The organism is Aeromicrobium sp. IC_218, assembly GCF_004336805.1.
Classification (GTDB): Bacteria; Actinomycetota; Actinomycetes; order Propionibacteriales; family Nocardioidaceae; genus Aeromicrobium.
The window spans coordinates 266,555-292,567 of record NZ_SJXM01000002.1 but is presented as its reverse complement, the minus strand read 5'-3'; the positions used below and the strand labels follow the sequence as shown (position 1 = coordinate 292,567).

Below are 26,013 nucleotides of genomic sequence, written 5' to 3'. Positions count from 1 at the left end.
CGGACGGCGGTCGATAGCATCGGCGCCATGACACGGGTCGCGGTGCTGGGAGCCAAGGGACGCATGGGCACGGAGGCGGTCAAGGCCGTCGGTGCCGCCGACGGCCTGGAGGTCGTCGCCGAGATCGGGTCCGGCGACCCGCTCGAGGCCATCGTCGAGGCGGGGGCCGAGGTCGCCGTCGAGCTCACCCGTCCGGACGTCGCGCTGGAGCACGTCCGGTTCTGCGTCGAGCACGGCATCCACGTCGTCGTCGGCACGTCCGGCTTCGACGACGCCAAGGTCGAGCAGGTGCGCGCGCTGCTGGCCGACCACCCGGGCGTCGGCGTGGTCGTGGCGCCGAACTTCTCGATCGGTGCGGTGCTCATGATGCGGTTCGCCGCGATCGCCGCCCCCTTCTTCGAGTCGGTCGAGGTCGTCGAGATGCACCACCCGGACAAGGTCGACGCGCCCTCGGGCACGGCCGTCCGGACGGCCGAGCTGATCGCCGCCGCCCGCCGCGAGGCCGGCTCGGCGCCGCTGCCCGACGCGACCCGCACCGACCCCGACGGCTCGCGCGGCGCCACGGTCGACGGCATCCCCGTGCACGCGGTGCGCATGCGCGGGTTCACCGCCTCGCAGGAGGTGCTGCTCGGCGACCCGGGCGAGATCTTCTCCATCCGGCACGACTCCTCGCACCGCGAGTCGTTCATGCCCGGCGTGCTCGCCGCCGTCCGCGCCGTGCCGCAGCGCCCCGGCGTCACGCTCGGGCTCGACGCGATCCTCGGCCTGTAGCTAGAACGGCAGCGCGCGCACGAGCGCGGCGACCAGGGCGGCGCCCACCACCACGGGCAGGAACGACATCCGCAGCGACAGCATGATCGCCGCCGCGACCAGGGCGACGGCGCGGGCGTCGAGCACGACGGCCGACCCCGCGCCGAGCACCTGCACGGCCACGAGCGCGCCGAGCAGCGCCACCGGGATGAGGTCGGAGACCCGGCGCGTGAAGGGATGGTCCAGCACGCGCTGGGGGACGGCCAGGCCGGCCAGCTTCAGCACGTAGGTGCCCACCACGAGCACGCCGATCGCGAGCCAGAGCGTCACGCCGTCCGTCCCTTCTGCGTCAGCAGCCCGACCAGGACGGCGACCGCGCCGCCGGCGATGATCGGGACCCCCGCGGGCGTGAGAGGCACCAGACCGGTCGCGGCGGCGGCGCCCACGAGCGCCACCATGCGCGCGTGCCAGGTGGTCAGCCGCGGCCACAGCAGCGCGAGGAACGCGGCACCCACCGCGGCGTCCAGGCCGTACGTGCGCGGGTCGCCGATCGCCTTGCCGGCCAGGGCGCCGAGCAGCGTGAACAGGTTCCAGAGCACGAGGATGCCGACGCCGGTCCACCAGAAGGCGACACGCGCCGAGCGGGTGTCGTCCTGGCCCAGCGCCATCGCGGTGGACTCGTCGATGACGACGTGCGCGGCCGGCAGTCGTGCGGCGCCACGCAGGCGCAGCAGCGGGGCCAGGCTGATGCCGTAGAAGGTGTTGCGCGTGCCGAGCAGGATCGCGGTCGCGGTGCCGGCGAACGGGTTGCCGCCGGAGGCGACGACGCCGATGAACGCGAACTGCGACGCGCCGGTGAAGACGAGCAGCGACAGCAGGCAGGTCTGCAGCACGTCCAGCCCCGACGTCACGCCGATGGCGCCGAACGAGACGCCGTACGCGCCGGTCGGCACGGCCACGCCCAGCGAGTCGGCGATGATCCGGCGGTCGCTCACGACCCGACCAGCGCGGTGTGCAGCCGGACCTGGCGCAGCCGCGCCCCGCCGGGGCCCTCCAGCTCGCGGAACGCGCCGTCGGCGGCCCACCCGGCGCCCAGCGCGAACGCGCGGACGTCGTCGGCGGTCGACGGGATCCACCACGTCGCCCGGGTGAAGCCGTCGGCGAGCAGGGTGTCGGCGGCCGCCTGCAGCAGGCGCGAGCCGTGGCCGGCCCCGCGGTGGTCGGGGGAGACGACCAGCTCGCCGAGCTCGCCGTCGGCGACCGGGTCGGCGTCGGCGTCCTGGGCCGGGTGCAGCAGCGCGTAGCCGCGCAGGTCCGGACCCTCGGTGGCGACCAGCACCCGCGCCCGGGCGTCCGCCGGCCGGGCGAGCACGGACGCCCACGGCCGGGCGAGGTCGTCGGCGGTGAGGCCGACCAGCGCGGGGCCGAGCGTGTCGGCGTAGTCGTGACGCCACGCGGCGAGCTGGAGCGCCCCCAGCACCGGGGCGTCGTCGGGCCAGGCCAGGCGGGCTCCCACGTCACCGTTCACGGGCGCGAGTCTCGCACAGGACGTCGGTGCGCTGTCGTAGCCTTGGCGCCATGCGCGCGTACCTCGACCTCGTCCAGCGGATCCTCGACGAGGGGGTCGAGAAGTCCGACCGCACCGGCACCGGCACCCGCAGCGTGTTCGGCCACCAGATGCGCTTCGACCTCACCGAGGGCTTCCCGCTGGTGACGACCAAGAAGATCTACACGCGCGCCGTCTTCGCCGAGCTGCTGTGGTTCATCGCCGGCGACACGAACAACAACACGCTGCGCGACCAGAACGTGACCATCTGGGACGAGTGGGCCGACCCCGAGACTGGCGACCTCGGTCCGGTCTACGGCGCCCAGTGGCGCTCGTGGCCCACGCCCGACGGCGGGCACGTCGACCAGCTCGCCAAGGTCGTCGCCGACCTCAAGGCCAACCCCGACTCGCGCCGCCACATCGTCAGCGCCTGGAACGTCGCCGAGCTCGACAAGATGGCGCTCGCCCCCTGCCACGCGTTCTTCCAGTTCTACGTGGCCCCGGCCGTCGACGGCGGACGTCCGCGGCTGTCGTGCCAGCTCTACCAGCGCAGCGCCGACGTGTTCCTGGGCGTGCCGTTCAACATCGCCTCCTACGCGCTGCTGACCCACATGGTCGCCCAGGTGTGCGGCTACGACGTCGGCGACTTCGTGCACACGTTCGGCGACGCGCACCTGTACCTCAACCACCTCGACCAGGCGCGCGAGCAGCTGACCCGCGACCCGCGCCCGCTGCCGACGCTGCACCTCGACCCGACTGTCACCGACATCGACGGCTTCGCGCTGGAGTCGATCACCCTCGAGGGCTACGACCCGCACCCCGCGATCAAGGCGCCGATCGCCGTATGACGGTCACGATCGTCGTCGCAGTCGGCCGCAACGGCGTCATCGGGCGCGACGGGCAGATGCCCTGGCCCCGCACCGGCGACATGCGCCAGTTCAAGGAGCTCACCTGGGGCCACCCCGTCGTCATGGGCCGGGCGACGTTCGAGTCGATCGGACGTCCGCTGCCCGGTCGCACGTCGGTCGTCCTCACCCGGCAGGCCGACTGGCGGCCCGGGCACGACGACGTGGTGGTGGTGCACGACCTGACCGACGCGCTCGAGGCCGCGGCCGCGCTGGACGACGAGGTGTTCCTGGTCGGCGGGGCCCAGGTGTACGCCGAGGCGCTCGCGGCCGGGCTGGTCGACCGGCTGGTCGTCACCCACGTGCCGCTCGAGCGCGAGGGCGACGCCTTCTTCGGACCGGTCGACGCCGACGTCTGGCGCGAGGTCGCGCGCACGGCCCACGCGGGCACGCCCGACTACGAGATCGCGACCTACGAGCGCCGCTAGCGCAGCCGGCCGGACGAGCCGACCTGCCAGATCGCCACGCCGCGCACTCCCGCGGCCCGCGCGACCTTCTCGCGGGCCCGCAGCGAGCGCCGGTCGGACCACCAGATCGTCCGGCCACCGGGCAGACGGGCGTGCCACTCGGCGTGCTTGCGGCTCCACCGGGCCCGGTCGCCGGCCAGCCGCCGGGCCTGCGGCACGGTCAGCGTCCCGGCGCCGCCACCCCACTGGTAGCCGTACGCCGCCACACCCAGGTCGACCTTGCGCCGCGGGACGCGACTCGTCAGGAACCGCAGCTCCGAGCGCACCCAGCGCACCGACCCGATCGCGCCCGGCCCGGACCACGTGGGGCCGTGCTGGTCGTAGGCCATGAGCACCACGCGGTCCAGGCTGCGGGCCAGGCGGCGCAGGTCGTAGCCGCGGGCGCGGTACCCGGCGTCGTCCGAGGACGCCATGACGGCCATCGACAGCGACGATCGGCGGGGGAGCGCTCGGCGCAGCTCGCGCGTGAAGGCGACGAGACCGGCCCGGTCGCGCGGGGCCAGCGACTCCAGGTCGACCTGGACACCGTCGAAGCCGCGCGCCTGCCGGACCAGGCTCCGGACGACCGCCGTCCGGTTGCTGCGCGACGACAGCATCCGGTACGCCAGCGGCTCGTCGAAGTCGCCCAGCGCGTCGGTGTAGTTGGAGACGAGCAGCACGGCCTTGCGGTCGTGCCGCTGCGCGGTGCGGCGCAGGGCGTGCGCCTGAGGGGCGACGCGGGTGACGGCACGCGGGCCGGCCAGCACGACGCCGTCGATCCCGATCGTGCGCAGGTACCCGCCGTCGCGGGTGACGTCGGACGGGCGCGCCTGGCCGGCCAGGGCGTACCCCGTGACGTCGAGCCGGCGGGAGGGGCTGGCGTCCGCCGCGTGCACAGGCGCCAGCAGGGCGACGGCGGCGAGCAGGACGACGAGACGGGGTGCGCGGGTCACCGGGACAGTGAACACGAAGCCCACCGCCGGCGTCCGCGGGACCGGTCGGACGTCGCGCAGGTCACGTCACGCGTCGCCGTCGTGCCCCTCCTGGGTCGTGCGCTGCGGCCGCTCGGGCAGCTCGGCCTCCACGACCGGGATCTGCCCGGTGACCCGCGCCGCGCGCGCCTCGGCGTCGGCGTCACCGGTGAACAGGCCCTGCGGCTCGCCCTCCCGCTGCGGGCCGCGCGGGGAGACGGTCCGGTTCACGTTCTCCACCCGGAAGCGCGGCAGGCCGCCGCGGTGGTCGCGGCCGAGCCACTCGACCATCCGCTCGCGGACGTGGCAGCGCAGGTCGAACAGCGACGGGGCGTCCTTGGCGCTGACCAGGATGCGCACCCGCACCCACCCGTTGACCGCGTCGGTCACCTGCAGCACCTTCGTGCGTCCGTCCCACAGGTCGGTGTCGGCGAGCACGTGGTCGAGCTGGTCGCGCATGTCGTGGGGGGAGATGCCCCAGTCCAGGTCGAGCTCGACCGCGCCGAGCAGCTCGGAGTGCTTGCGCGTCCAGTTCTGGAACGGCGTCGTCGTGAAGTACGTCGAGGGCAGCACCAGGCGCCGGTCGTCCCACAGCCGCACCACGACGTAGGTGAGCGTGATCTCCTCGATCCAGCCCCACTCCTGCTCGACGATCACCGCGTCGTCCAGGCGGATCGAGTCGCTGAACGCGATCTGGATGCCGGCGATGACGTTGGCGAGCGTCGACTGGGCGGCCAGGCCGGCCACGATCGACAGCACGCCGGCCGAGGCGAGCACGCTCGCGCCGACGGCCCGGACGCCGTCGAAGGTGAGCATCACCGCGCCGAGGGCGACGACCACGACGGCGGCGACGGTCAGGCGCCGCACCACCTGCATCTGCGTGCGGGCCCGGCGGGCGAGCCGGTTGTCGGGCACGTCCACGTCGTACCGGCGCAGGCCCGAGTCCTCCACCAGCAGCAGGATGCTGGCCACGAGCCCGGCGATCGTGAGGATCATGAGGATCTGCAGCGTGTGCCGGATCAGCTCGTCCCAGCGGTACGTGTAGTCGATCTGCGGCATGGACGTCCGGACGGCGACGGTCACCGCGATCTCCAGCACCAGCAAGCGGAACCACAGCTTCGAGCGCCGTTCCAGCTGCCGGGCCACGTCCCAGCGGCGTCCGCCCACCTGGACGACCACCTTGGCCGCGACGATGACGACGGCCGCCACCAGCAGCGCGACGACCAGAGCCCTGACGAAGTCCTCCCACGCGTCGGTCATGGCCCCCATCGTGGCAACGACCCGGTGAGACCTCGACTCGAGCGGTCTAGAGCAGGATGCCGAGCTGGCGGCTCTGTGCGAGCAGGTTGCCGTCCTCGTCCCAGAGCTCGCAGTCCTCCTCGTGGTAGCCGCCCGCGACGTGCCGGGTGCTGACGACGGTCGCGACCCACGGGGACACCGGGACGCGGTGGAGGTGGACGGTGAGCTGCACCGTCACCGAGCCGCCCGGGCTGACCTCGAGCACCGGCGGCGGGCACGAGTCGACCAGGAACGCCAGGGCGTACAGGTCAGGCACCCGCTCGCCGGCCATCCGCTGCCAGAGCCGGTACGTGGGGTCGCCCGCGCCGCCGGCGCCCTGGTGCGGCATGCGGTACTCGACACGGTGCATGAGACCGGCGTCGGGACGGTGCTCGGCGAACGGGTCGAGGCAGTCCTGCGGGTCGGGCAGGGCGGGCGGGGCGCCCAGCTCCATCGACGTGCCCGAGCGCTCGCCGTACGACGCGGTCAGCTGGGCGACGACGCGCTCGTCGCACACGAGCTCGGCCGTGCCGGTGCTCAGCCGGCGCCCGGTCTTCAGCGTGGACGTGCGCAGGCTCGCCGGGCCGGGGCGGGCCGGGCTCAGGTACGAGATCGCGGCGACGAGCGGCTGGTCGGACCCGAGCTCCTCGCCGAGGCCACGCAGCATCGTGGCCAGGACGTAGCCGCCGTTGGGCGTCCCTACCGGGGTGTTCCAGCGGTCGGTCACGGTCAGGTCGCGCACGCCGTCGCCGCGCCCGGTGGAGGCGGTGTCGGTGGGGTAGAGGTCCTCGGTCACGTCCGACATTGTGCAGCAGGTCACCCGCGCGCCGGGGCGCGGCGACGCGGCGCAGCCACGACGGCCCCCAGACGGTAGCCTGAGGGCCATGACCTCGCCGTTCGCCACCGACGCCGCGCCCTTCGGACGCGTGCTCACCGCCATGGTCACCCCGTTCACCGTCGACGGTGAGCTGGACCTGGCGGCGGCGCAGAAGGTGGCGACGCACCTGGTCGACCACGGCAACGACGGCCTGGTGGTCAGCGGCACGACGGGGGAGTCCCCGACGACGTCCGTCGACGAGGACGGACGCCTGCTGGCCGCCGTCGTCGAGGCGGTCGGCGACCGCGCCACGGTCGTGGCCGGCGTGGGCACCAACGACACCCGTCACTCGGTCGCGCTGGCCGAGCAGGCGGCCAAGGTCGGTGCCGACGGCCTGCTCGTCGTCACCCCGTACTACTCCAAGCCCCCGCAGCGCGGCATCGTCGCCCACGTCGACGCCGTCGCGGCGGCCGGCGACGGCCGACCGGTCATGCTCTACGACATCCCCGGACGCACCGCCACGACGATCGCGCCCGAGACGTACGTCGAGCTGCGCCGCAACCCGGCCGTCGTCGCGGTGAAGGACGCCGTCGGCGACCTCGACCGCGGCGCGCGGATCATGGCCGAGACCGGCATCGTCTACTACTCCGGCGACGACCAGCTGACGCTGGGCTGGCTCGCCTACGGTGCTGCCGGCACGGTCAGCGTGGTCGGCCACGCCGCCGGCCGGCAGTACGCCGAGATGGTCCGGGCGGTCGACGCCGGCGACCTGGCCTCGGCCCGCGCGGTCCACCAGCGGCTGGCCCCGCTGGTGACCGCGATGATGACTTACACGCAGGGTGCGATCACGGCGAAGGTCGCGCTGAACCTGCTCGGTGTGCTCGAGCACACCACCATGCGCCTTCCCTTGCCCGACGCGGACGAGCAGGAGGTCGCCGTCGTGCGTGCCGGCCTCGTCGCCGCCGGGCTGCTCGAGAGCTGAGGAGCTCGTCTTGACCCACGTGTACAACGATCTGTCCACCCCGCCGCCGCTCGCCGAGGGCGCGCTGCGCGTCGTCCCGCTCGGCGGCCTGGGCGAGGTCGGCCGCAACATGACCGTCTTCGAGTACGGCGGGAAGCTGCTGATCGTCGACTGCGGCGTCCTGTTCCCCGAGGAGCACCACCCGGGCGTCGACCTGATCCTGCCCGACTTCGGCCCCATCCGTGACCGGCTCAAGGACGTCGTCGGCATCGTGCTGACGCACGGCCACGAGGACCACATCGGCGGCGTCCCGTACCTGCTGCGCGAGCGCGGCGACATCCCGCTCATCGGCTCCAAGCTGACGCTGGCGTTCGTCGACTCCAAGCTGCGCGAGCACCGGCTCAAGGACGTGCCCAAGCACGTCGTCGACGCCGACGAGACGCTGTCGCTCGGCCCGTTCGACCTGGAGTTCGTCGCGGTCAACCACTCCATCCCGGACGCACTGGCCGTCGCCATCACCACCGGTGCCGGCGTCGCGCTGCACACCGGCGACTTCAAGATGGACCAGCTGCCGCTCGACGGCCGCATCACCGACCTGCGCGCGTTCGCGCGGCTCGGCGAGCAGGGCGTCGACCTGTTCCTCACCGACTCCACCAACGCCGACGTGCCCGGCTTCACCACCGCCGAGCGCAACATCGGCCCGGCGATCGACGCGGTGTTCGCGAACAGCAAGAAGCGCATCATCGTCGCCTCGTTCGCCTCGCACGTGCACCGCGTGCAGCAGGTGCTCGACGCCGCCGCCAAGCACGGCCGCAAGGTCGCCTACGTCGGACGCTCGATGGTCCGCAACATGCAGATCGCGCGCGAGCTGGGCTACCTGCACGTCCCGGACGGCGTCGTCGTCGACAAGCTCGACGCGGCGCCGCCGGAGAAGATGGTGCTCATGAGCACCGGCTCGCAGGGCGAGCCGATGGCCGCGCTGTCGCGCATGGCCAACCGCAGCCACCAGCAGGTGAGCCTGGAGCCCGGCGACACCGTGCTGCTCGCGTCCTCGCTCATCCCGGGCAACGAGAACGCGGTCTACCGCGTCATCGACGGCCTGACCAAGCTCGGCGCGAACGTCGTGCACAAGGGCAACGCCCTCGTGCACGTGTCGGGCCACGCCTCGGCCGGCGAGCTCCTGTACTGCTACAACATCGTGCAGCCGTCGAACGTCATGCCGGTGCACGGCGAGATCCGTCACCTGCACGCCAACGCCAAGCTGGCCACGCAGACCGGCGTCCCGAACGTCGTCCTGGCCGAGGACGGCTACGTCGTCGACCTCGTCGACGGGCACGCCTCGGTCGTGGGCGCGGTCGAGTGCGGCTACGTCTACGTCGACGGCTCGTCGGTGGGCGACCTCACCGAGACCGAGCTCAAGGACCGTCGCGTCCTGGGCGACGAGGGCTTCGTGTCGGTCGTCGTCGTGGTCGACTCCACGACCGGCAAGATCATCACCGGCCCCGAGATCCACGCCCGGGGCATGGCCGAGGACGACAGCGTCTTCGACGAGATCGCACCGAAGCTGATCGCCGCGCTGGAGCAGTCGATCGCCGACGGCGCCCGCGACGAGTACCAGCTCAAGCAGGTCATGCGTCGTACGCTCGGCTCGTTCGTCGGCCGCAAGCTGCGTCGCCGCCCGATGATCCTGCCGATCGTCCTCGAGGCCTGATCCGGTGCACCGCCTGCCGCCGTGGGCGCGCCTCGTCGCGGCCACGGCGCTGGGCGCCGGCGTCGCCTGGGTGACCGTCCACCTGGTGTTCCGGGCGTCCGAGGGCACCTGGGCGCCGACCCGCTCGTGGGTCGTGTTCACCGTGTTCTTCGCGGTCTTCGGCCTCGTGCTGGCCGTGCTCGAGGAGCGTCGCCAGCGCCGCGAGCGCCACGGACGCCCCTGAGCGAACTGTTACGCGTCCGAAACCTCGGGTCGGTCCACCGTTCACACGGGCTCCCTACGGTCGATCCCAAGGGGGGACCGGCACCAGGGTCGGTCCCGATGGATCGCAGCAGTCGCGGCCGGCACCGGCCCGGTGGGTCACGCACGCACCGTCCGGTCGCCGGCCGTGACCGTCCGCGGCTCGAGGGGGCGGTCGTGAGCGTCGAGGTGCTGCTCGCCTGCTCGCCGGCGCCGACGACCCCGGTCGAGCGCGCCGCGCTGGCCGGGCTGGCCAACGCGGTCCGCCGCGAGGCCCCGGGCCTGGACGTGCGCCAGGTCGTCGTCTCCGGCCCGCTCGCCGACTCCCTCCCCGTCCTGGACGTCCCCGCCGTGGCGGTGCCGATCGGACTGTCGCCCCAGCGCGACGTCGTCCGGGCCCTGGCCACGGCTCGCGCCCAGGCGCCTCGGCTGCGGCTCGCCGCGCCCCTGGGGCCCGACTGGGCCCTCGCGGAGATCGGCGCCGAGCGGCTCATCGCGGCGGGTGCCCGCAAGGGCGACACCATCGTGCTCGGCGTCCCGGGCTCCACCGAGGGGCAGGAGCTCGCCGCGTTCGCCCGGGCGGCCCGGCTGCTCAGCGCGGTGTGGGGCGGGCGCGTGCACCTCGGTTCGCTGACGGGCTCAGACACGTCCCTGACCGACGCCATCGACATCGCGCGGGCCTACGGACGCCGCGTGGTCGTCTCGTCCTACCTGCTCAGCGGGGGACAGCAGCTCGGTGCCCTGCGCGCGTGCGGGGCCGACCTGGTGACGGCGCCTTTCCTCGACGGCGGGCCGCCCGACGCGCGGCTGGCCGGGCTGGTGCTGACCCGGTTCGAGCAGGCGCTGGGACGTTCGGCGCTGGCCAGCGACCCCGGGGCCTGAGGTCGCCGATCCCGTGCGTCCCGAGAACGCGGGGCGGGACGGGCGTGTACGGGCGCCCAACTCTCGACTCTTGCTTTAGGCTTACGCCCATGGCGACCCGTACGTCTTCCCCGCCGCGCAAGCGGCCGTCCGGTAGCCAGGCCCGCAAGCGACCCGCGAGCAAGAAGCCCGCGGCCCGCAAGCCGGCGGCGCGCAAGCCCGCCGCCGCGTCCGGTCCTGGCCCGCTCGTGCTTGCCCTCGGTGGCCTCGGCCGCCTGGTGCTCGCGTGCTGGACCGGCCTGGCCGCCCTCGTGGGCACGATCACCCGCAGCGTGGGCCGCAGCGCCCGCGACCTCGACCCCGAGCAGCGCCGTGACGGCATCGGCCTGGCGGTCCTCGCCCTGGCCATCGTCGTCGCCGCGTCGGTGTGGTGGCACATCCCCGGCTTCGTGGGGCGTGCCGTGCGTGGCGCCACCATGGGCAGCGTGGGCGTGCTCGCCTGGGCCGTGCCGGTCGCCCTGCTCGTGCTCGCGTGGCGCACGATGCGTCCCTCCCAGGAGGAGACGCCCGCCGGACGCACGCTGCTCGGCTGGTTCTGCCTGGTCGGCGGCCTGCTCGGCCTCGTGCACCTGGCGCACGGCGTCCCGCGGCCGTCCGACCACGACGCGGACGCGATGCGCGAGGCCGGGGGAGCGATCGGCTACCTCGTCTCCGCCGTGCTGGTCGACCTGCTCAAGTCCGCCTGGGTCGTCGCCCCGATCCTGGTGCTGCTGACCGCGTTCGGCGCCCTCACCGTGCTCAACACGCCGCTCTACGCCGTGCCCGCACGCGCCGCCGCCGTGCGCGACCGGCTGCTCGGCCGCTCGGCCTCGCCCGCCGAGGACGTCCCGGAGCCGGTCGTGGAGGAGAAGCCGGCGCGCAAGCGTCACCCGCGCACGCCGCCGCCCGCCGTCGACGAGGTCTACGAGAACCCGCTGGTCGAGGGTCCGGACGACGAGGACGCCGGCGACCGGCCCGAGCCCCTGGAGACCGCGGCCGACGTCGAGTCCGAGGTGCTGGTCACCGAGGAGCCGGCCAAGGTCGAGAAGCCCTTCGAGCCGATCCCGTCGCGCACCGAGCAGCTGGCGCTGTCCGGCGACGTCGTCTACAACCTGCCCGAGCCGTCGTTGCTGCGCGAGGGCACGCCGCCCAAGGCTCGCTCCGCGGCGTCCGACGACGTCGTGAAGCGGCTCACCGAGGTGCTCGAGCAGTTCCAGATCGACGCCGCCGTCACCGGCTACACGCGCGGCCCGACGGTCACGCGCTACGAGGTCGAGCTCGGCCCGGCCGTCAAGGTCGAGAAGGTCACCGCGCTCACCAAGAACATCTCCTACGCCGTCGCCTCCAACGAGGTGCGCATCCTGTCGCCGATCCCGGGCAAGTCCGCCATCGGCGTCGAGATCCCGAACGTCGACAAGGAGATGGTGTCGCTCGGCGACGTGCTGCGCTCGAGCAAGGCCCGCGGCGACCACCACCCGATGATCGTCGGGCTGGGCAAGGACGTCGAGGGCGGCTTCGTCGTGGCGAACCTGGCCAAGATGCCCCACCTGCTCGTCGCCGGCGCCACCGGCTCGGGCAAGTCGTCGTTCGTGAACTCGATGATCAGCTCGATCCTCATGCGCGCCACGCCCGACGAGGTGCGCATGATCCTGGTCGACCCCAAGCGCGTGGAGCTCACCAGCTACGAGGGCATCCCGCACCTGATCACGCCGATCATCACCAACCCCAAGAAGGCGGCCGAGGCGCTGCAGTGGGTCGTGCGCGAGATGGACATGCGCTACGACGACCTGGCCAACTTCGGCTTCCGCCACATCGACGACTTCAACAAGGCGGTGCGCGCCGGCCAGGTGGAGCTGCCCCCGGGCAGCGAGCGCGAGCTGGCGCCGTACCCGTACCTGCTCGTCGTGGTCGACGAGCTCGCCGACCTCATGATGGTCGCCCCGCGCGACGTCGAGGACTCGATCGTCCGCATCACGCAGCTGGCGCGTGCGGCCGGCATCCACCTGGTGCTGGCCACGCAGCGTCCGTCCGTGGACGTCGTCACCGGCCTGATCAAGGCCAACGTGCCCAGCCGCCTGGCCTTCGCGACCAGCTCGCTGGCCGACAGCCGGGTCATCCTCGACCAGCCGGGCGCCGAGAAGCTCGTCGGCCAGGGTGACGGCCTGTTCCTGCCGATGGGCGCGAACAAGGCGATGCGCATGCAGGGCGCCTGGGTCGACGAGGCCGAGATCAAGGCGATGGTCTCCCACGTCAAGGAGCAGCTGCAGCCGACGTACCGCGAGGACGTGACCGCCGCCAAGGAGTCCAAGCGCGAGCTGGACGACGACATCGGCGACGACATGGACCTCGTGCTCCAGGCGATCGAGCTCGTCGTCACGACGCAGTTCGGCTCGACCTCGATGCTGCAGCGCAAGCTGCGCGTCGGCTTCGCCAAGGCCGGCCGGCTCATGGACATCATGGAGAGCCGCGGCGTCGTCGGGCCGAGCGAGGGCTCGAAGGCGCGCGACGTCCTGGTCAAGCCCGACGACCTCGAGGACGTCCTCGCCTCGGTGCAGGTGGGATGAGCGTGACCTCGCTGCACGTCGTGACCGACCACGGCTCCGTCGACCCCGACCCGGCCTACGAGATCCACCGTCGCGGCCTGCTGTTCGTCGTCCTCGGCGCGCTGTGCCTGGCGCTGGGCGCCGGGTTCGCGGTGCTCGCGCTCGAGGGCGAGGGCCCGGTGTGGTGGTACGGCGTGGCCGCGGTGCTCATCGTGCTCGGCCTCGTCCACCTCGCGGCCACCGCGGACGCCCGCACGCCGGTGCTCGTCGCGGACGACCTGGGCCTGCGGCTGCGCCAGCGCCGCTCGTGGGTCGGCCTGCCCTGGCGCGAGGTCGGCGACCTGCGCGTCGAGCCGCGCCACGGCCTGCTGCGCGACCCGCACGTCAAGGTCGTGACCCGCCAGGGGGAGCGCGTGTTCACGGTCCCGCTGGGGCTCGCGATGTCGTCGTCGCCGGCCGCCGCGCAGGACCGCCTGGCCCGCCTGCGCCGTACTGCCTCATACTGAGCGACGTGTCGTCCGCAGAAGAGCGCGCTCAGCAGCCGCCGAGCAACCTCAACATCGCCAACGTCCTGACCGTCGTACGGATCCTGGGCGTCCCCGTGTTCGGGTGGCTCCTGCTGGCCGAGGGCGGCGAGTCCGTCGGGCTGCGGATCGCGGCCTGGGTCGCCTTCGTGCTGCTCATGATCACCGACAAGATCGACGGCGACCTCGCGCGCAGCCGCAACCTGGTCACCGACTTCGGCAAGCTGGCCGACCCGATCGCCGACAAGGCGCTGACCGGCATGGCGTTCATCGGCCTGGCGATCATCTTCGACAGCTGGCTGTTCTGGACGGTGACCGTGCTCGTGCTCGTGCGCGAGTGGGGCATCACGGCCATGCGGTTCGCGGTCAAGAAGTACGGCGTGATGCCGGCCAGCAAGGGCGGCAAGCTCAAGACGATGCTCCAGGCGATCGCGCTCGGCGGCTACGTCCTGCCGCTGGAGCTGTGGGACAACGTCGCGGCGGACGCGCTGCGCTGGGCCACCCACGTGGTCATGGCCGCGGCCGTCGCCCAGACGCTCTGGACGGGCGCCGTCTACGTCCGCGACGCGATCGCGCTGCGGCGCGAGGCGCAGGACCGCAGCGCGGCCTGACATGACCGCCGACGTCGCGGAGCGCGCGGTCGCGCTGCTGCGCGAGCGCGGCGAGTCCGTCGCCACCGCCGAGTCGCTGACCGGCGGCCGTGTGTGCGCCGCGCTGGTCGACGTGCCCGGTGCGTCCGTCGTGGTCCGCGGGGGAGTCGTGGCCTACGCCGCCGACCTGAAGACCGAGCTGCTCGGCGTCCCGGCCAACCTGGTCGCCGAGCGGGGCACCGTCGACGCCGACGTGGCGGCCGCGATGGCCGAGGGGGTGCGCGTCCGCCTCGGCGCCACGTGGGGCGTGTCGACCACCGGCGTCGCCGGTCCCGGACCCAGCGAGGGCAAGCCGCAGGGCACGGTGCACGTCGCCGTGGCCGGCCCGGACGGGGTGCGTGGGGAGCTGCTGGCGCTGCCCGGCGACCGCGACGACGTCCGTTCCTCGACCGTCCTGGCGGGCTTGTCGCTGCTGGTCGCTAGGCTGGGGGAACATCTCGGCCCACGGACGGGTTGAACGAGACGATGACACCGGAGGTGCAGGCATGACGCTGATGCGACAGTTCGTCGGTGAGGTCCTGCGCGCCCGCCGGATCGCCCAGGGACTCACCCTGCGCGACGTCTCGGCCAAGGCCCGGGTCAGCCTGGGCTACATCTCCGAGATCGAGCGCGGCCACAAGGAGCCGAGCTCGGAGCTGCTGGCAGCGCTCGCCGGCGCGCTCGACGTCCCGCTCTCGAAGGTGCTGGTCGACGTGAGCGCCCTGCTCGAGGTCGAGGAGGCCACCGAGCTGGCCAGCGTGTCGTCCATCGCCCCCGACGTGTCGATGTCCGCCGCTTGATGCGTCACAGCGAGTTCTGGGAGCGCATGGAGCTCCACCTCGGCGAGGCCTACGCCCACGTGTGGGCGTCCACCCAGTCGCTCGGCGAGCTGGGCAGCCGCACGCCGACCGACGCCCTCGACGCCGGCGTCGACCCCAAGCTCGTCTGGCGCGCGGTGCACGCGAACCTGCAGCTCCCCGCGTCCGAGCGCTGACCTTACCTCCGCCCGGCGTGTCGCGCGCTGGTCGAACACCTGTTCGTGTAGCGTGAGGTCCACAGGTTGACGTCGGGAGGACGTCCCTCCACAGGCGGGTCGACGAGGCCCAGGATGTCAGTGGGTCCTCCTAGCGTTGAAGATGCCTGGCCATCCGGCGCCTCGGTGCCCCTCGCAGAACGGAACCGCCCCATGCCTCCCAAGACCTCCTCCCGCTCCGCCGTCAAGCCCGACGCGGACAAGGGCAAGGCGCTCGACAACGCGATCGCGCAGATCGACCGCAACTACGGCAAGGGCGCGGTCATGCGCCTGGGCGACCAGGCCCGCGCGCCGATCGAGATCATCCCCACCGGCGCCACCTCGCTGGACGTGGCCCTCGGCATCGGCGGCCTGCCCCGCGGCCGCATCGTCGAGATCTACGGCCCGGAGTCCTCCGGAAAGACCACGGTCGCGCTGCACGCGGTGGCCAGCGCGCAGAAGGCCGGCGGCGTCGCGGCGTTCATCGACGCCGAGCACGCGCTCGACCCCGAGTACGCCCGCAAGCTCGGCGTCGACACCGACGCGCTGCTGGTCTCCCAGCCCGACAGCGGCGAGCAGGCGCTCGAGATCGCCGACATGCTGATCCGCTCCGGCGCGCTCGACATCATCGTCATCGACTCCGTCGCCGCGCTCGTGCCCCGCGCCGAGATCGACGGCGAGATGGGCGACAGCCACGTCGGCCTCCAGGCCCGGCTCATGAGCCAGGCGCTGCGCAAGATGACCGGCGCCATCAACGGCTCGGGCACCACGGCGATCTTCATCAACCAGCTGCGCGAGAAGATCGGCGTGATGTTCGGCAGCCCCGAGACCACCACGGGCGGCAAGGCGCTGAAGTTCTACGCCTCGATCCGGCTCGACGTGCGCCGCATCGAGACGCTCAAGGACGGCACCGACATGGTCGGCAACCGCACCAAGGTCAAGATCGTCAAGAACAAGCTCGCCCCGCCGTTCAAGATCGCCGAGTTCGACATCATGTACGGCCAGGGCATCAGCCGTGAGGGCAGCCTGATCGATCTCGGCGTCGAGACGGGCATCGTCCGCAAGGCCGGCGCCTGGTACACCTACGACGGCGACCAGCTCGGTCAGGGCAAGGAGAACTCGCGCAACTTCCTGCGCGACAACCCCGACCTCGCCGAGGAGCTGGAGAAGCGCATCAAGGAGCACCTGGGAGTCGGGCCGAACGTGGCCGAGCCGGCCGACGACGTCGCCCCCGACGTGGCCGAGACGGACGACGCCACCGCGTTCTGATGTCCGTGCCGCACGACCCGCAGCAGGACCTGCCGGAGGCGGACGCCGAGTCGTTCGCCCGGCAGATCCTGCTGCAGCGGCTGACCGACCAGCCGCGCAGCCGCGCCGAGCTGGCGGAGTCGCTGGCCAAGAAGAACGTCCCGGCCGACGTCGCGGTCCGGCTGCTCGACCGGTTCGAGGAGGTCGGCCTCATCGACGACGCGGCCTTCGCCCGCATGTGGGTGGAGTCGCGGCAGCGCTCGAAGGGGCTCGGCCGATCGGCGCTGGCTCGTGAGCTGCGCAAGAAGGGCATCGACGACGACGTGGCCGCCGAGGCGCTCGAGCAGGTCGACGCCGACACCGAGGTGGAGGCGGCCCATCAGCTCGTCCAGAAGAAGCTGCGCAGCATGCAGGGTCTCGACCGCACGGTGAAGACCCGGCGGCTCACCGGCATGCTCGCCCGCAAGGGCTACTCGCCGAACGTCGCGTTCAGCGTCGTCCGCGAGGAGCTCGGCTCCGAGCCGGAGCCGCTCGAGTCGATGTGACCCGTTGACGCTGCCGCCATGGCACTCCTACCGTCGTCTGGACGAAGGGCGGAGTGTCATGGCGGCTGTCGTGCTGGTCGGGACGCGCAAGGGACTGTTCGTGGGACGGTCCGACGACCGTGAGCGCTGGGCCTGGGACCCGCTCGCCTTCTCCATGGAGGAGGTCTACTCGCTCGGCGTCAGCCCGCACGGATCGCCGCCACGCCTGTTCGCCGGCACCACCAGCTGGCCCTTCGGTCCGCGGCTCATGCGCTCGGACGACCTCGGGGCGTCGTGGCAGGAGCCGAAGCGGGCCTTCGGCTTCCCGCCGGGATCCGGCGCCATCGTGGAACGCATCTGGCAGGTGCAGGTGTCCCCGGTCGACCCGGACGTCGTGTGGGCGGGCACCCAGCCCTCGGCCCTGTTCCGGTCGACCGACGGCGGCGAGACGTTCGACCTCGTCCAGTCGCTGTGGGACCACCCGCACCGGCCCGACTGGGAGCCGGGTGCCGGCGGCCAGGCCATCCACACGATCCTGCCGCACCCCACCGATCCCGACGTCGTGACGGTCGCGATGTCGACAGGCGGCGTGTACCGCAGCGAGGACGGCGGGGCCTCGTGGCACCCGCGCAACCATGGCATCGCGGTGCCGTTCCAGCCGGGCGAGACCCCGGAGTACGGGCAGTGCGTGCACAAGGTGGCGGTCGACGCCGCCGACCCCGACCGGATGTACGCGCAGAACCACGGCGGCGTCTACCGCACCGACGACGCGGGTCGCACCTGGACGCGGATCAGCGAGCCGTTGCCGGCCGAGTTCGGCTTCCCGGTCCTGACGCACCCGCGTCGGCCCGGCACGGCGTACGTCTTCCCGCTGAGCGCCGACATCGAGCGGTTCCCGCCGGGCGCCCGCCCGAGCATCTGGCGGACCGAGGACGCCGGCGACAACTGGCACGAGCTGCACGAGGGCTTGCCCGACGAGGCCTACACGGTCGTGCTCCGCGATGCCCTGTGCCACGACGGCGCCGACCCGTTGGGCGTCTACGTCGGCACCCGCCACGGCGCGGTGTGGTCGAGCACGGACGAGGGGGAGTCCTGGCACGAGATCCGTTCCAACCTGCCCGAGGTGGTGTGCGTGCGGGCGCTGACGGTCTGACACCATCCACGGTTACCTACCGGTAACGTGGTGCCCATGACCGCGACCTACGACATGTACCGGCGCATCACGGCGCTGCCCCAGGGCGACTGGATCTTCTCGAAGCTGTTCGGGCGCAAGGCCCCGTACTTCCGCACGATCAAGATGCGCGTCCGGTCCGTCGAGCCGCACCACGCTGAGCTGCTGCTGCCCAAGCGGAAGGCCGTGCACAACCACATCGGCACCGTGCACGCCATCGCCGTCTGCAACGGTCTCGAGGCCGCCATGGGCCTGCTGGCCGAGGCGACGGTGCCGGACGGCCACCGCTGGCTGCCCAAGGGCATGGACGTGAAGTACCTCGCGAAGTCCACGTCCGACCTCGTCTGCACGGCCACGACCACCGCCGAGGACTGGGCCCAGGCGCCCGACGTCCCCGTGACCGTGCGCGCGACCCGTGCCGACGGCACGGTCGTCGTCGAGGGGACCATCCATCTGTGGGTCACGCCCAAGTCCTGACCCGGACGCACGAGGGCCCCGGCACCATCGGTGCCGGGGCCCTCGTGCGTGTGGGGCGCCTAGACGGGGCCACCCACGGTGCTGCCGTTGTCGAGACGGCGCTGCTCCAGGTCCGTGGTGCTCCGAGCCGCGTCGTTGCCGACCGTCTTGGGCGAGCGGTTGATGCGCCCCTCGACCCAGTTGCCGAACCAGCTCAGCAGCAGGTTGAGGATGATGTAGATGACCGCGAGGACGATGGCCGTGGACAGGTAGTTGCCGAACGTCCGCCAGATCTCGCGGCCGGCGACCGTGAGGCCGGACGCGGTGATGACGTAGCCCAGCGACGTGTCCTTGAGGGCGACGATGCACTGGCTGATGAGCGACGGGATCATGATCCGGATCGCCTGCGGCAGCTGGATGATCCGCGTGACCGCGGTCTTGCGCAGGCCGAGGGCGTAGCCGGCCTCGACCTGGCCGCTCGGGACGGCGTTGATCCCCGCCCGGAAGATCTCGGCCAGGACGGAACCGTTGTAGAGCACGAGTCCGGCGACGAGCGGCCAGATCGTGTAGAGCGGGTAGCCGGCCAGGGACCAGATGAAGATGATCAGGAGCAGCAGGGGGACGGCGCGGAAGAACTCCACGAACAGCCATGCCGGCCAGCGGACGATGCGGTGGTCCGACAGCTTGGCGACACCCAGGACCACGCCGAGCACCACGGCACCGGCGATGGCGAGGACCGCCGAGATGATGGTCCACATCAGGCCCTCGAGGAGGACGTTGATGTAGACCGGCGTGACGAACGGCTCCCAGTTCTGCGCCGTGAAGAGGTCCTCGCTGTACAGCTTCCAGATCGCGAGCGCGAAGAGGCCGACCAGGGCCAGGATCGTCAGCCCGCCGATGATGCGGTGACGGCGGCGTGCCTTCGGGCCGGGGACGTCGAACAGGACGCTGGTCATCGGGTCACCACCTTCCAGCGGCGCTCGATCAGGTAGGCGATCAACGAGATGACCTCCACGATGACGACGTAGCCGAGGCCGATGCCGAAGAAGATCCACCACCGGTCGGTGGCGTGGTCGTTCAGCAGGCCCCTCATCCGGAACGTGGCCTCCGCGATGCCGAAGGCACCCGCGAGGGAGGTGTTCTTCACCAGGGCGATGAGCACGCTGGCGACCGGCGGGACGATCAGGCGTCCGGCCTGCGGCAGCACGACCTGCGTCATCGTCATGCCGAACGGCATCCCGACGGCGCGAGCTGCCTCGGCCTGCCCGACGGGCACGCCGTTGATGCCCGAGCGCAGCGCCTCGGCGATGAACGTCGAGGTGTAGATGCCCATCGCGATGGTGATGAGCGGGAAGAACCCGGGGTTGATGCCGATGTCCGGCATGCCGTAGTACGCGATGATGATGAGGATCAGCAGGGGCGTGTTGCGGAACAGGGTCACGTAGACCGTCGCCGCTCCGCGCAGCACCCCGACGGGGCTGACGCGGGCGACCGCCACGAGGACGCCGATCACGAGCGCGTACGCGCCCGAGACCAGCACCAGCTGCAACGTCTTCCAGAATCCGTCGAGGATCAGGTCGGCGTTGTCGACCAGGACGTCCATCTCATCCTTTCGGTGGCGATCAGGCCCGCGTCAGCGGGTCGTGCTCAGTGCTCAGGCGCAGGCGTCGAGCTTCGGCGCCTCGGGGACCTCGTTGCCGGACTTGCCGAGGGTGGCGTCGAACGCGTCCTCCCAGGCGCCGTCCTCGAACGCCTTGGTCAGCGTGTCGTTGAGGAAGGTGCACAGCTCGGGGGAGTCCTTGCTGTAGCCGATGCCGTAGCGCTCCTCGGAGAACGGCTCGCCGACGACCTTGAGGGCGTCCGGGTCCTGAGCGGCGTAGCCGAGCAGGATCGAGCCGTCGGTGGTGACCGCGTCGACCGAGCCGTTCTTCAGCTGCTCGACGCACTCGGAGTACGTGTCGAAGCCGGCGGGCGTGACGTCGTACTTCTCCTCGATCGTCTTGATCGGGGTGGAGCCGGTGACCGAGCAGACCTTCTGGCCCTTCAGATCCTCGGGGCCGGTGATGTCGCTGTCGGCGGCGACGAGCAGCTGCTGGCCGGTGAGGTAGTACGGGCCAGCCTGGCCGACGACCTGGCGGCGCTCGTCGGTGATCGAGTAGGACGCGATCACGAAGTCGACGGTGCCGTTCTGCAGGAAGGGCTCACGGTTGTCCGAGATGGTCTCGACCCACTCGATGTCCTTGGGCTCGATGCCGAGCTGGCCGGCGATGATCTTGCCCATCTCCGGGTCGAAGCCGGTCGGCTCGTCCGAGCCGGCGGCCTTGAAGCCGATGCCGGGCTGGTCGAACTTGACGCCGATCTTGACCTTGCCGGCCTCGGCGATCTCGGCCATGCGGGTGCCGTCGTCGAACTTCGGGCTGTCGACGACCTCGTAGTCGTTGTCGGCGGCCTCGTTCTCGGAGCCGGCGTCGCCGCAGGCGGCGAGCGTCAGCAGGGCAGCGGCGCCGAGCGCCGCGAAGCGGGTGCTGATCTTCATTGTTCCCCCAGGGGTGTTGAGTGGGTGGTCAGTGCTTGAGGATCTTGCCCAGGAAGTCCCGGGCGCGCTCCGACTGCGGGTGGTCGAAGAACTCCTGCGGCGTGTTCTGCTCGACGATGCGTCCGTCGGCCATGAACACGACGCGGTCGGCAGCGGTGCGGGCGAAGCCCATCTCGTGGGTGACCACGATCATCGTCATGCCGTCCCGCGCCAGCGAGGTCATCGTGTCGAGGACCTCGCTGATCATCTCGGGGTCCAGCGCCGAGGTCGGCTCGTCGAAGAGCATCACCTTGGGCTGCATCGCCAGGGCGCGGGCGATCGCCACACGCTGCTGCTGGCCGCCGGAGAGCTGCGCGGGCAGCTTCTGGGCCTGCGAGTCGACTCCGACGCGCTTGAGCAGCTCCATCGCGCGGGCCTCGGCGTCGGCCTTCTTCTCGCCGCGGACCTTGATCGGGCCCAGCGTGACGTTCTCGAGGATCGTCTTGTGCGCGAAGAGGTTGAACGACTGGAACACCATGCCGACGTCCGCGCGCAGCTGGGCGAGTGGCTTGCCCTCGGCCGGGAGCGGCTGGCCGTCGAGGGAGATCGTGCCCTCGTCGATCGTCTCGAGCCGGTTGATCGTGCGGCAGAGCGTCGACTTGCCGGACCCCGAGGGGCCGATCACGACGACGACCTCGCCCTGGGCGACCTCAAGGTCGATGTCCTGGAGCACATGCAGGGAGCCGAAGTGCTTCTGGACGCCCTGCATGGCGACCATCGGGGTGGAAACCATGGCGCACAACCTATCGGTCCCACTGGGCGAGACGACACCCGGAACCGAGATCGTCACCACAACGCAACGAAGCCGGCCGGACACGAGGTCCGACCGGCTCCGTCACGGGCGTCCGTGCTACTCGCGGTAGCGCGGCTGGCTCTGCGGGTTCAGCTCGTCGAACCGGACCCGCTCCGCCCCACGGATGCGGCGGTCGTCGACCTTGAAGACGTCGAAGCCGCGCTGGATCTCGTTGGAGTAGATGTAGCCGTTGTAGTAGTACGTCGACCAGGGGCCGGCCGTCACGAGCTCGGCCGCGTCGTACGGGCCGCGGTCGTGCCAGGCGATCTCCTTGGGGTTGGCCGAGTCGGTGAAGTCGAACATCGACCAGCCGCCCTGGTACCAGGCCTGGACCATGATGTCCTTGCCCTTCACCGGGACCAGCGAGCCGTTGTGGGCGACGCAGTTCTCGGTGTTGGCCTGGGTGCGCGGGATCTTGTAGTAGCTCTTGAACGTCAGCTCACCGCGGCGAGTGATGTCGTAGATGCCGTTGGCGCCCTTCTCCGGGCCGACCGTCGGGTTGCAGGTCGGCGCACCGCCGCCGCCGAGCTCGTCGGTGAAGACGACCTTCGTGGCGTCGTTGTTGAACGTCGCCGAGTGCCAGAAGGCGAAGTTGTCGTCGCGGACGTTCTCGGTGACGACCGGCTTCTCGCGGTCGGAGATGTCGAGCAGGATGCCGTCACCCATGCAGGCGCCGGCCATGATGTCCTTGCTCGGGTACGCCGTCAGGTCGTGGCAGCCGGACGTGGCCCGCGTGTAGCCGTTGCCCGGGTTGCCGCCGTCCGGGAAGAGCACCGGCACGTTGACCAGCGAGGCCTTCTCGGGCTTGTCGGTCGGGATCTTCACGACGCCGATCGAGTCCAGCGGAGGCTGGCAGTCCGGGAAGCTGGCGCTGGGGGAGTAGGACGAGACGTAGACGTACAGGTCCTCGCCCTTGCGTCCCTTGCCGCCCTTCTTGTCGTGGCCCCAGCCGCCCTTGCGGGCCTTCGGCGCGAGCGTGTGGGTGTGCGAGCCGCACGGGGTCTCGACCGCCGACACGTACTCGGGCACGCGCGGGTTGGAGATGTCGAAGACCTTGATGCCCTCCCACGAGTCCTTGATCGTGGCCGACTGGGCGGTGCTCTCGCAGGAGTCGTCCGAGCGGGACGAGTCGGTGCTCAGCACGAGCAGGTCGCCGTAGACCGACACGTCGTTCTGCGAGCCGGGGCACACGACCTGCGACAGCACCTTCGGCTTGGCCGGGTTCTTGAGGTCGTAGACGGTGAAGCCGTTGTAGTTGCCCGCGTAGGCGTAGCGGCCGCTGAACGCGAGGTCGCTGTTGAGCGCGTCCACGGAGGCGAACGACCCCTGCTTGGGGATCGTCTTGAGCCGGCGGACGTTGCTGCTGGACTGCTCGTCCTGCTCGGTGTCGAGCTTCGTCCCGCGGTCGTTCATGCGGGCGATGTCGTTGCCGGGGACGCAGTTGCCGGCGCGCCGGTCGGCGTCGGAGAGGGCCGGGAAGTCCTTGCAGGGATCCTCGGTCGTGGTGGAGTCGTCGGCCGATGCGCCGAGCGGCGTGAGCAGCGCCGTGGTGAGGGCGCCGGCTGCGGCCAGGGTGAGAAGAGCCGTTCCTGAGGCTCTGGAGCGCGAGATACGCATGTGTGTTCCTTCCCCCGAAGTGTTCGTATCGTCGTCGGGCGGAACGGGCAGGCACAAGACCCTGGTGCGAAAAGTTTTGCGCCGTTAACCTCGGCGGGACGAAGCCGTCGGCCGGGGGGATGACGATGACGAGCAGGATCGGGGCCGTGCTGTGCGCGGTCGTGCTGATGGGGGCCGCCGCGTGCAGCGGTGACGACGACCGTCCACAGGTGGACGGCACGATCGTCCAGCCGGGCAAGCCGGGCGAGGACTCCAAGACCCTGGACGAGGCGCCCGAGGTGGAGCCGGCGGACGCCAACGACGCCGACATCGCCTTCGCGCAGATGATGGTGCCGCACCACGCGCAGGCGCTGGAGATGGCCGCGTTCGCGCCGGCGGCCGGCGGCGGCGAGGGCGTGCGGACGTTCGCCGAGCGCATCGCCGCGGCGCAGAAGCCCGAGATCGTCCTCATGGCGAGCTGGCTGACCAAGCGAGGGCAGGACGCCCCGACCGCCGAGCAGATCGAGAAGGGCGAGCTCGGACCGCTCTCGATGGACGCCCACGACCACCACGGGTCCGGCGCGCACGAGTCGATGGAGGACATGCCCGGCATGGCGTCCGAGGCCGACCTCGAGCGGCTCTCCCAGGCCAAGGGCGAGGCGTTCGACGAGCTCTTCCTGGAGCTGATGATCATGCACCACCAGGGCGCCATGGAGATGGTCGACGAGGTGCTCGCCGAGGGCAGCGACCAGGAGCTCAACGAGCTCGCGGCCGGCATCGGCGCCGACCAGTCGGCCGAGACCGACCGCATGCGCCAGATGCTGGAGGCGATGTAGCCGGGCCTGCCGCGCGGATGCGGGGGACGGCGGATCGCGGACGTACGATGGTGCGGCCATGACGAAGACGTATGAGGTGCGCACCTACGGGTGCCAGATGAACGTGCACGACTCCGAGCGGCTCTCGGGCCTGCTGGAGACCGCCGGCTACGCGAAGGCCGACGGCGACGCCGTGCCCGACCTCGTCGTGTTCAACACCTGCGCGGTGCGCGAGAACGCCGACAACAAGCTGTACGGCAACCTCGGCCACCTGGCGTCGGTCAAGGCGAAGAACCCGACCATGCAGATCGCCGTCGGCGGCTGCCTGGCCCAGAAGGACCGCGCCACCATCACCGAGCGCGCGCCGTACGTCGACGTCGTCTTCGGCACCCACAACATCGGCTCGCTGCCGGTGCTGCTCGACCGCGCGGCCATCGAGCGCGACAGCCAGGTGGAGATCCTCGAGGCGCTCGAGGTCTTCCCGTCGACGTTGCCGACCAAGCGCGACTCGGTCTACTCCGCGTGGGTCTCGATCAGCGTCGGCTGCAACAACACCTGCACGTTCTGCATCGTCCCGGCGCTGCGCGGCAAGGAGAAGGACCGCCGCCCCGGCGACATCCTCGCCGAGGTGCAGGCGCTGGTGGACGACGGCGTCGCCGAGGTGACGCTGCTGGGCCAGAACGTCAACGCGTACGGCGTCGAGTTCGGCGACCGGCAGGCGTTCGCCAAGCTGCTGCGCGCCTGTGGCGAGATCGAGGGCCTGGAGCGCGTCCGCTTCACCAGCCCGCACCCCAAGGACTTCACCGACGACGTCATCGCCGCCATGGCCGAGACGCCCAACGTCATGCCGCAGCTGCACATGCCGCTGCAGTCGGGCTCGGACCGCGTGCTCAAGGCGATGCGCCGCTCGTACCGCAAGGAGAAGTTCCTCGGCATCCTCGACCGGGTGCGCGAGGCGATGCCGCACGCGGCCATCACGACCGACATCATCGTCGGCTTCCCCGGCGAGACCGAGGAGGACTTCCTCGAGACGATGGACGTCGTGCGCCGGGCGCGGTTCAGCAGCGCGTTCACGTTCCAGTACTCGCAGCGTCCGGGCACGCCGGCCGCGACCATGGCGGACCAGCTGCCCAAGGCGGTCGTCCAGGAGCGCTACGACCGGCTCATCGCGCTGGTCAACGAGGTCGCCTACGAGGAGAACAAGCGGCTCGAGGGCACCACGGTCGAGCTGCTGGTCGCCGACACCAGCGGCAAGAAGGATGGCGAGACGTCCCGCCTGACCGGACGTGCGCGCGACAACCGGCTGGTCCACTTCGTCACCGGCGGCGCCGAGGTGCGTCCGGGCGACATGGTCGAGGTGACGATCACCAAGGGCGCGCCGCACCACCTGGTCAGCGACGTCCCGCCCGCCTCGATCCGCCGCACCCGCGCCGGCGACACGTGGGAGGCCCGCCAGGGACGCACCGAGGTGCGCTCGGTCGGCCTGGGCATGCCGAGCATCGGCGTCCCCGCGCCGCTGCCGGCCGCGGACGTCCCCGCCTGCGCGCTGTAGCTCTGGCCGGCGCGATTGCGCCGCGCCCGCCCGGGTACTCCGCCTGAGTC

30 protein-coding genes are annotated in these 26,013 nt (G+C 71.6%); 19 read left to right on the top strand and 11 right to left on the bottom strand.

Annotation, left to right across the window (positions count from 1 at the left end):
* The first annotated feature begins 27 nt into the window (after positions 1 to 27).
* Entirely contained in the window at positions 28 to 771 is a 744-nt protein-coding gene (dapB, locus tag E0W78_RS03450; RefSeq protein ID WP_131402439.1) for a 4-hydroxy-tetrahydrodipicolinate reductase, read from the top strand.
* Here dapB and E0W78_RS03445 read toward each other — a convergent pair whose 3' ends face one another.
* From E0W78_RS03445 to E0W78_RS03435, 3 genes are read right to left on the bottom strand one after another with little or no spacing between them, the layout of a single operon-like run.
* A complete protein-coding gene (locus tag E0W78_RS03445) occupies positions 772 to 1,080 on the bottom strand; it encodes an AzlD domain-containing protein (RefSeq protein ID WP_131402438.1) in 309 nt (102 codons plus the stop codon). It abuts the gene before it with no gap.
* Positions 1,077 to 1,745 carry an AzlC family ABC transporter permease gene (locus E0W78_RS03440; RefSeq protein WP_131402437.1) on the bottom strand — a complete coding sequence of 223 codons (669 nt, stop codon included), beginning with the start codon at positions 1,743 to 1,745 and terminating at the stop codon, positions 1,077 to 1,079. The genes E0W78_RS03445 and E0W78_RS03440 overlap by 4 nt, the downstream gene beginning before the upstream one ends.
* Positions 1,742 to 2,278 (bottom strand): GNAT family N-acetyltransferase, encoded by a 537-nt coding sequence (locus E0W78_RS03435; RefSeq protein WP_131402436.1) that lies wholly within the window; start codon positions 2,276 to 2,278, stop codon positions 1,742 to 1,744. Before E0W78_RS03435 ends, E0W78_RS03440 begins: the two co-directional genes overlap by 4 nt.
* A 50-nt stretch (positions 2,279 to 2,328) precedes the next feature.
* On the opposite strand from E0W78_RS03435, the gene E0W78_RS03430 reads away from it, so the two are divergent.
* Positions 2,329 to 3,144: a thymidylate synthase gene (locus E0W78_RS03430; RefSeq protein ID WP_131402435.1), complete on the top strand. Its 816-nt coding sequence runs from the start codon at positions 2,329 to 2,331 to the stop codon at positions 3,142 to 3,144.
* On the top strand, positions 3,141 to 3,629 hold the full coding sequence (locus E0W78_RS03425; RefSeq protein ID WP_131402434.1) for a dihydrofolate reductase: 489 nt from the start codon (positions 3,141 to 3,143) through the stop codon (positions 3,627 to 3,629). The genes E0W78_RS03430 and E0W78_RS03425 overlap by 4 nt, the downstream gene beginning before the upstream one ends.
* Here E0W78_RS03425 and E0W78_RS03420 read toward each other — a convergent pair.
* The 3 genes from E0W78_RS03420 to E0W78_RS03410 all read right to left on the bottom strand — a co-directional run bounded on the left by E0W78_RS03420 (position 3,626) and on the right by E0W78_RS03410 (position 6,692).
* On the bottom strand, positions 3,626 to 4,600 hold the full coding sequence (locus E0W78_RS03420; RefSeq protein WP_165570394.1) for a glycosyl hydrolase family 18 protein: 975 nt from the start codon (positions 4,598 to 4,600) through the stop codon (positions 3,626 to 3,628). The genes E0W78_RS03425 and E0W78_RS03420 overlap by 4 nt on opposite strands.
* Positions 4,601 to 4,666: 66 nt before the next feature.
* Positions 4,667 to 5,878, bottom strand: coding sequence for a mechanosensitive ion channel domain-containing protein (locus E0W78_RS03415; RefSeq protein ID WP_131402432.1), 1,212 nt, complete (start codon positions 5,876 to 5,878; stop codon positions 4,667 to 4,669).
* A 46-nt stretch (positions 5,879 to 5,924) separates the two neighbouring features.
* Complete coding sequence (locus E0W78_RS03410) at positions 5,925 to 6,692, bottom strand: thioesterase family protein (RefSeq protein ID WP_165570393.1); 768 nt, start codon at positions 6,690 to 6,692, stop codon at positions 5,925 to 5,927.
* 88 nt (positions 6,693 to 6,780) lie between these two features.
* Here E0W78_RS03410 and dapA point away from each other — a divergent pair, with 88 nt between their 5' ends.
* From dapA to E0W78_RS03345, 14 genes are all read left to right on the top strand, one after another.
* On the top strand, positions 6,781 to 7,695 hold the full coding sequence (dapA, locus tag E0W78_RS03405) for a 4-hydroxy-tetrahydrodipicolinate synthase (protein WP_131402430.1): 915 nt from the start codon (positions 6,781 to 6,783) through the stop codon (positions 7,693 to 7,695).
* A gap of 10 nt (positions 7,696 to 7,705) precedes the next feature.
* The gene (locus tag E0W78_RS03400; protein ID WP_131402429.1) at positions 7,706 to 9,385 is read left to right on the top strand and encodes a ribonuclease J; all 1,680 of its coding nucleotides are present in this window, start codon (positions 7,706 to 7,708) and stop codon (positions 9,383 to 9,385) included.
* A 4-nt stretch (positions 9,386 to 9,389) separates the two neighbouring features.
* Positions 9,390 to 9,608 (top strand): hypothetical protein, encoded by a 219-nt coding sequence (locus E0W78_RS03395; RefSeq protein ID WP_131402428.1) that lies wholly within the window; start codon positions 9,390 to 9,392, stop codon positions 9,606 to 9,608.
* Positions 9,609 to 9,706: 98 nt separating this feature from the next.
* Positions 9,707 to 10,507 (top strand): sirohydrochlorin chelatase, encoded by an 801-nt coding sequence (locus E0W78_RS03390; RefSeq protein ID WP_131402427.1) that lies wholly within the window; start codon positions 9,707 to 9,709, stop codon positions 10,505 to 10,507.
* An 89-nt stretch (positions 10,508 to 10,596) separates the two neighbouring features.
* Positions 10,597 to 13,089, top strand: coding sequence for a DNA translocase FtsK (locus E0W78_RS03385; RefSeq protein ID WP_131402426.1), 2,493 nt, complete (start codon positions 10,597 to 10,599; stop codon positions 13,087 to 13,089).
* 2 nt (positions 13,090 to 13,091) lie between these two features.
* Positions 13,092 to 13,574: a hypothetical protein gene (locus tag E0W78_RS16690; protein WP_207392611.1), complete on the top strand. Its 483-nt coding sequence runs from the start codon at positions 13,092 to 13,094 to the stop codon at positions 13,572 to 13,574.
* 5 nt (positions 13,575 to 13,579) lie between these two features.
* Complete coding sequence (locus E0W78_RS03380) at positions 13,580 to 14,203, top strand: CDP-alcohol phosphatidyltransferase family protein (protein ID WP_207392610.1); 624 nt, start codon at positions 13,580 to 13,582, stop codon at positions 14,201 to 14,203.
* Between the two features lies 1 nt (position 14,204).
* A complete protein-coding gene (locus E0W78_RS03375) occupies positions 14,205 to 14,699 on the top strand; it encodes a nicotinamide-nucleotide amidohydrolase family protein (RefSeq protein ID WP_131402425.1) in 495 nt (164 codons plus the stop codon).
* 28 nt (positions 14,700 to 14,727) lie between these two features.
* The gene (locus tag E0W78_RS03370; RefSeq protein ID WP_019145421.1) at positions 14,728 to 15,021 is read left to right on the top strand and encodes a helix-turn-helix transcriptional regulator; all 294 of its coding nucleotides are present in this window, start codon (positions 14,728 to 14,730) and stop codon (positions 15,019 to 15,021) included.
* Positions 15,021 to 15,215 carry a DUF3046 domain-containing protein gene (locus tag E0W78_RS03365; protein ID WP_131402583.1) on the top strand — a complete coding sequence of 65 codons (195 nt, stop codon included), beginning with the start codon at positions 15,021 to 15,023 and terminating at the stop codon, positions 15,213 to 15,215. Before E0W78_RS03370 ends, E0W78_RS03365 begins: the two co-directional genes overlap by 1 nt.
* A gap of 192 nt (positions 15,216 to 15,407) precedes the next feature.
* Complete coding sequence (gene recA / locus E0W78_RS03360) at positions 15,408 to 16,502, top strand: recombinase RecA (RefSeq protein WP_131402424.1); 1,095 nt, start codon at positions 15,408 to 15,410, stop codon at positions 16,500 to 16,502.
* Complete coding sequence (locus E0W78_RS03355) at positions 16,502 to 17,026, top strand: regulatory protein RecX (RefSeq protein WP_131402423.1); 525 nt, start codon at positions 16,502 to 16,504, stop codon at positions 17,024 to 17,026. The genes recA and E0W78_RS03355 overlap by 1 nt, the downstream gene beginning before the upstream one ends.
* A 58-nt stretch (positions 17,027 to 17,084) precedes the next feature.
* Complete coding sequence (locus tag E0W78_RS03350) at positions 17,085 to 18,158, top strand: exo-alpha-sialidase (protein WP_131402422.1); 1,074 nt, start codon at positions 17,085 to 17,087, stop codon at positions 18,156 to 18,158.
* A gap of 36 nt (positions 18,159 to 18,194) precedes the next feature.
* On the top strand, positions 18,195 to 18,653 hold the full coding sequence (locus E0W78_RS03345; RefSeq protein ID WP_131402421.1) for a hotdog fold domain-containing protein: 459 nt from the start codon (positions 18,195 to 18,197) through the stop codon (positions 18,651 to 18,653).
* Positions 18,654 to 18,712: 59 nt separating this feature from the next.
* Here the strand turns inward: E0W78_RS03345 and E0W78_RS03340 are convergent, their stop codons facing one another.
* The 5 genes from E0W78_RS03340 to E0W78_RS03320 form a co-directional block, all read right to left on the bottom strand.
* The gene (locus E0W78_RS03340; protein WP_131402420.1) at positions 18,713 to 19,588 is read right to left on the bottom strand and encodes an amino acid ABC transporter permease; all 876 of its coding nucleotides are present in this window, start codon (positions 19,586 to 19,588) and stop codon (positions 18,713 to 18,715) included.
* Complete coding sequence (locus E0W78_RS03335; RefSeq protein WP_131402419.1) at positions 19,585 to 20,235, bottom strand: amino acid ABC transporter permease; 651 nt, start codon at positions 20,233 to 20,235, stop codon at positions 19,585 to 19,587. Before E0W78_RS03335 ends, E0W78_RS03340 begins: the two co-directional genes overlap by 4 nt.
* Before the next feature lie 51 nt (positions 20,236 to 20,286).
* Entirely contained in the window at positions 20,287 to 21,168 is an 882-nt protein-coding gene (locus E0W78_RS03330; protein WP_131402418.1) for a glutamate ABC transporter substrate-binding protein, read from the bottom strand.
* Positions 21,169 to 21,196: 28 nt separating this feature from the next.
* On the bottom strand, positions 21,197 to 21,925 hold the full coding sequence (locus E0W78_RS03325; RefSeq protein ID WP_207392623.1) for an amino acid ABC transporter ATP-binding protein: 729 nt from the start codon (positions 21,923 to 21,925) through the stop codon (positions 21,197 to 21,199).
* A 132-nt stretch (positions 21,926 to 22,057) separates the two neighbouring features.
* Positions 22,058 to 23,617 (bottom strand): hypothetical protein, encoded by a 1,560-nt coding sequence (locus E0W78_RS03320; RefSeq protein ID WP_131402416.1) that lies wholly within the window; start codon positions 23,615 to 23,617, stop codon positions 22,058 to 22,060.
* A 125-nt stretch (positions 23,618 to 23,742) separates the two neighbouring features.
* Between E0W78_RS03320 and E0W78_RS03315 the strand changes: the two genes are divergently transcribed.
* Positions 23,743 to 24,432: a DUF305 domain-containing protein gene (locus tag E0W78_RS03315; protein ID WP_207392609.1), complete on the top strand. Its 690-nt coding sequence runs from the start codon at positions 23,743 to 23,745 to the stop codon at positions 24,430 to 24,432.
* Positions 24,433 to 24,490: 58 nt separating this feature from the next.
* The gene (gene miaB / locus E0W78_RS03310) at positions 24,491 to 25,963 is read left to right on the top strand and encodes a tRNA (N6-isopentenyl adenosine(37)-C2)-methylthiotransferase MiaB (RefSeq protein WP_131402414.1); all 1,473 of its coding nucleotides are present in this window, start codon (positions 24,491 to 24,493) and stop codon (positions 25,961 to 25,963) included.
* The last annotated feature ends 50 nt before the right edge of the window (positions 25,964 to 26,013 follow it).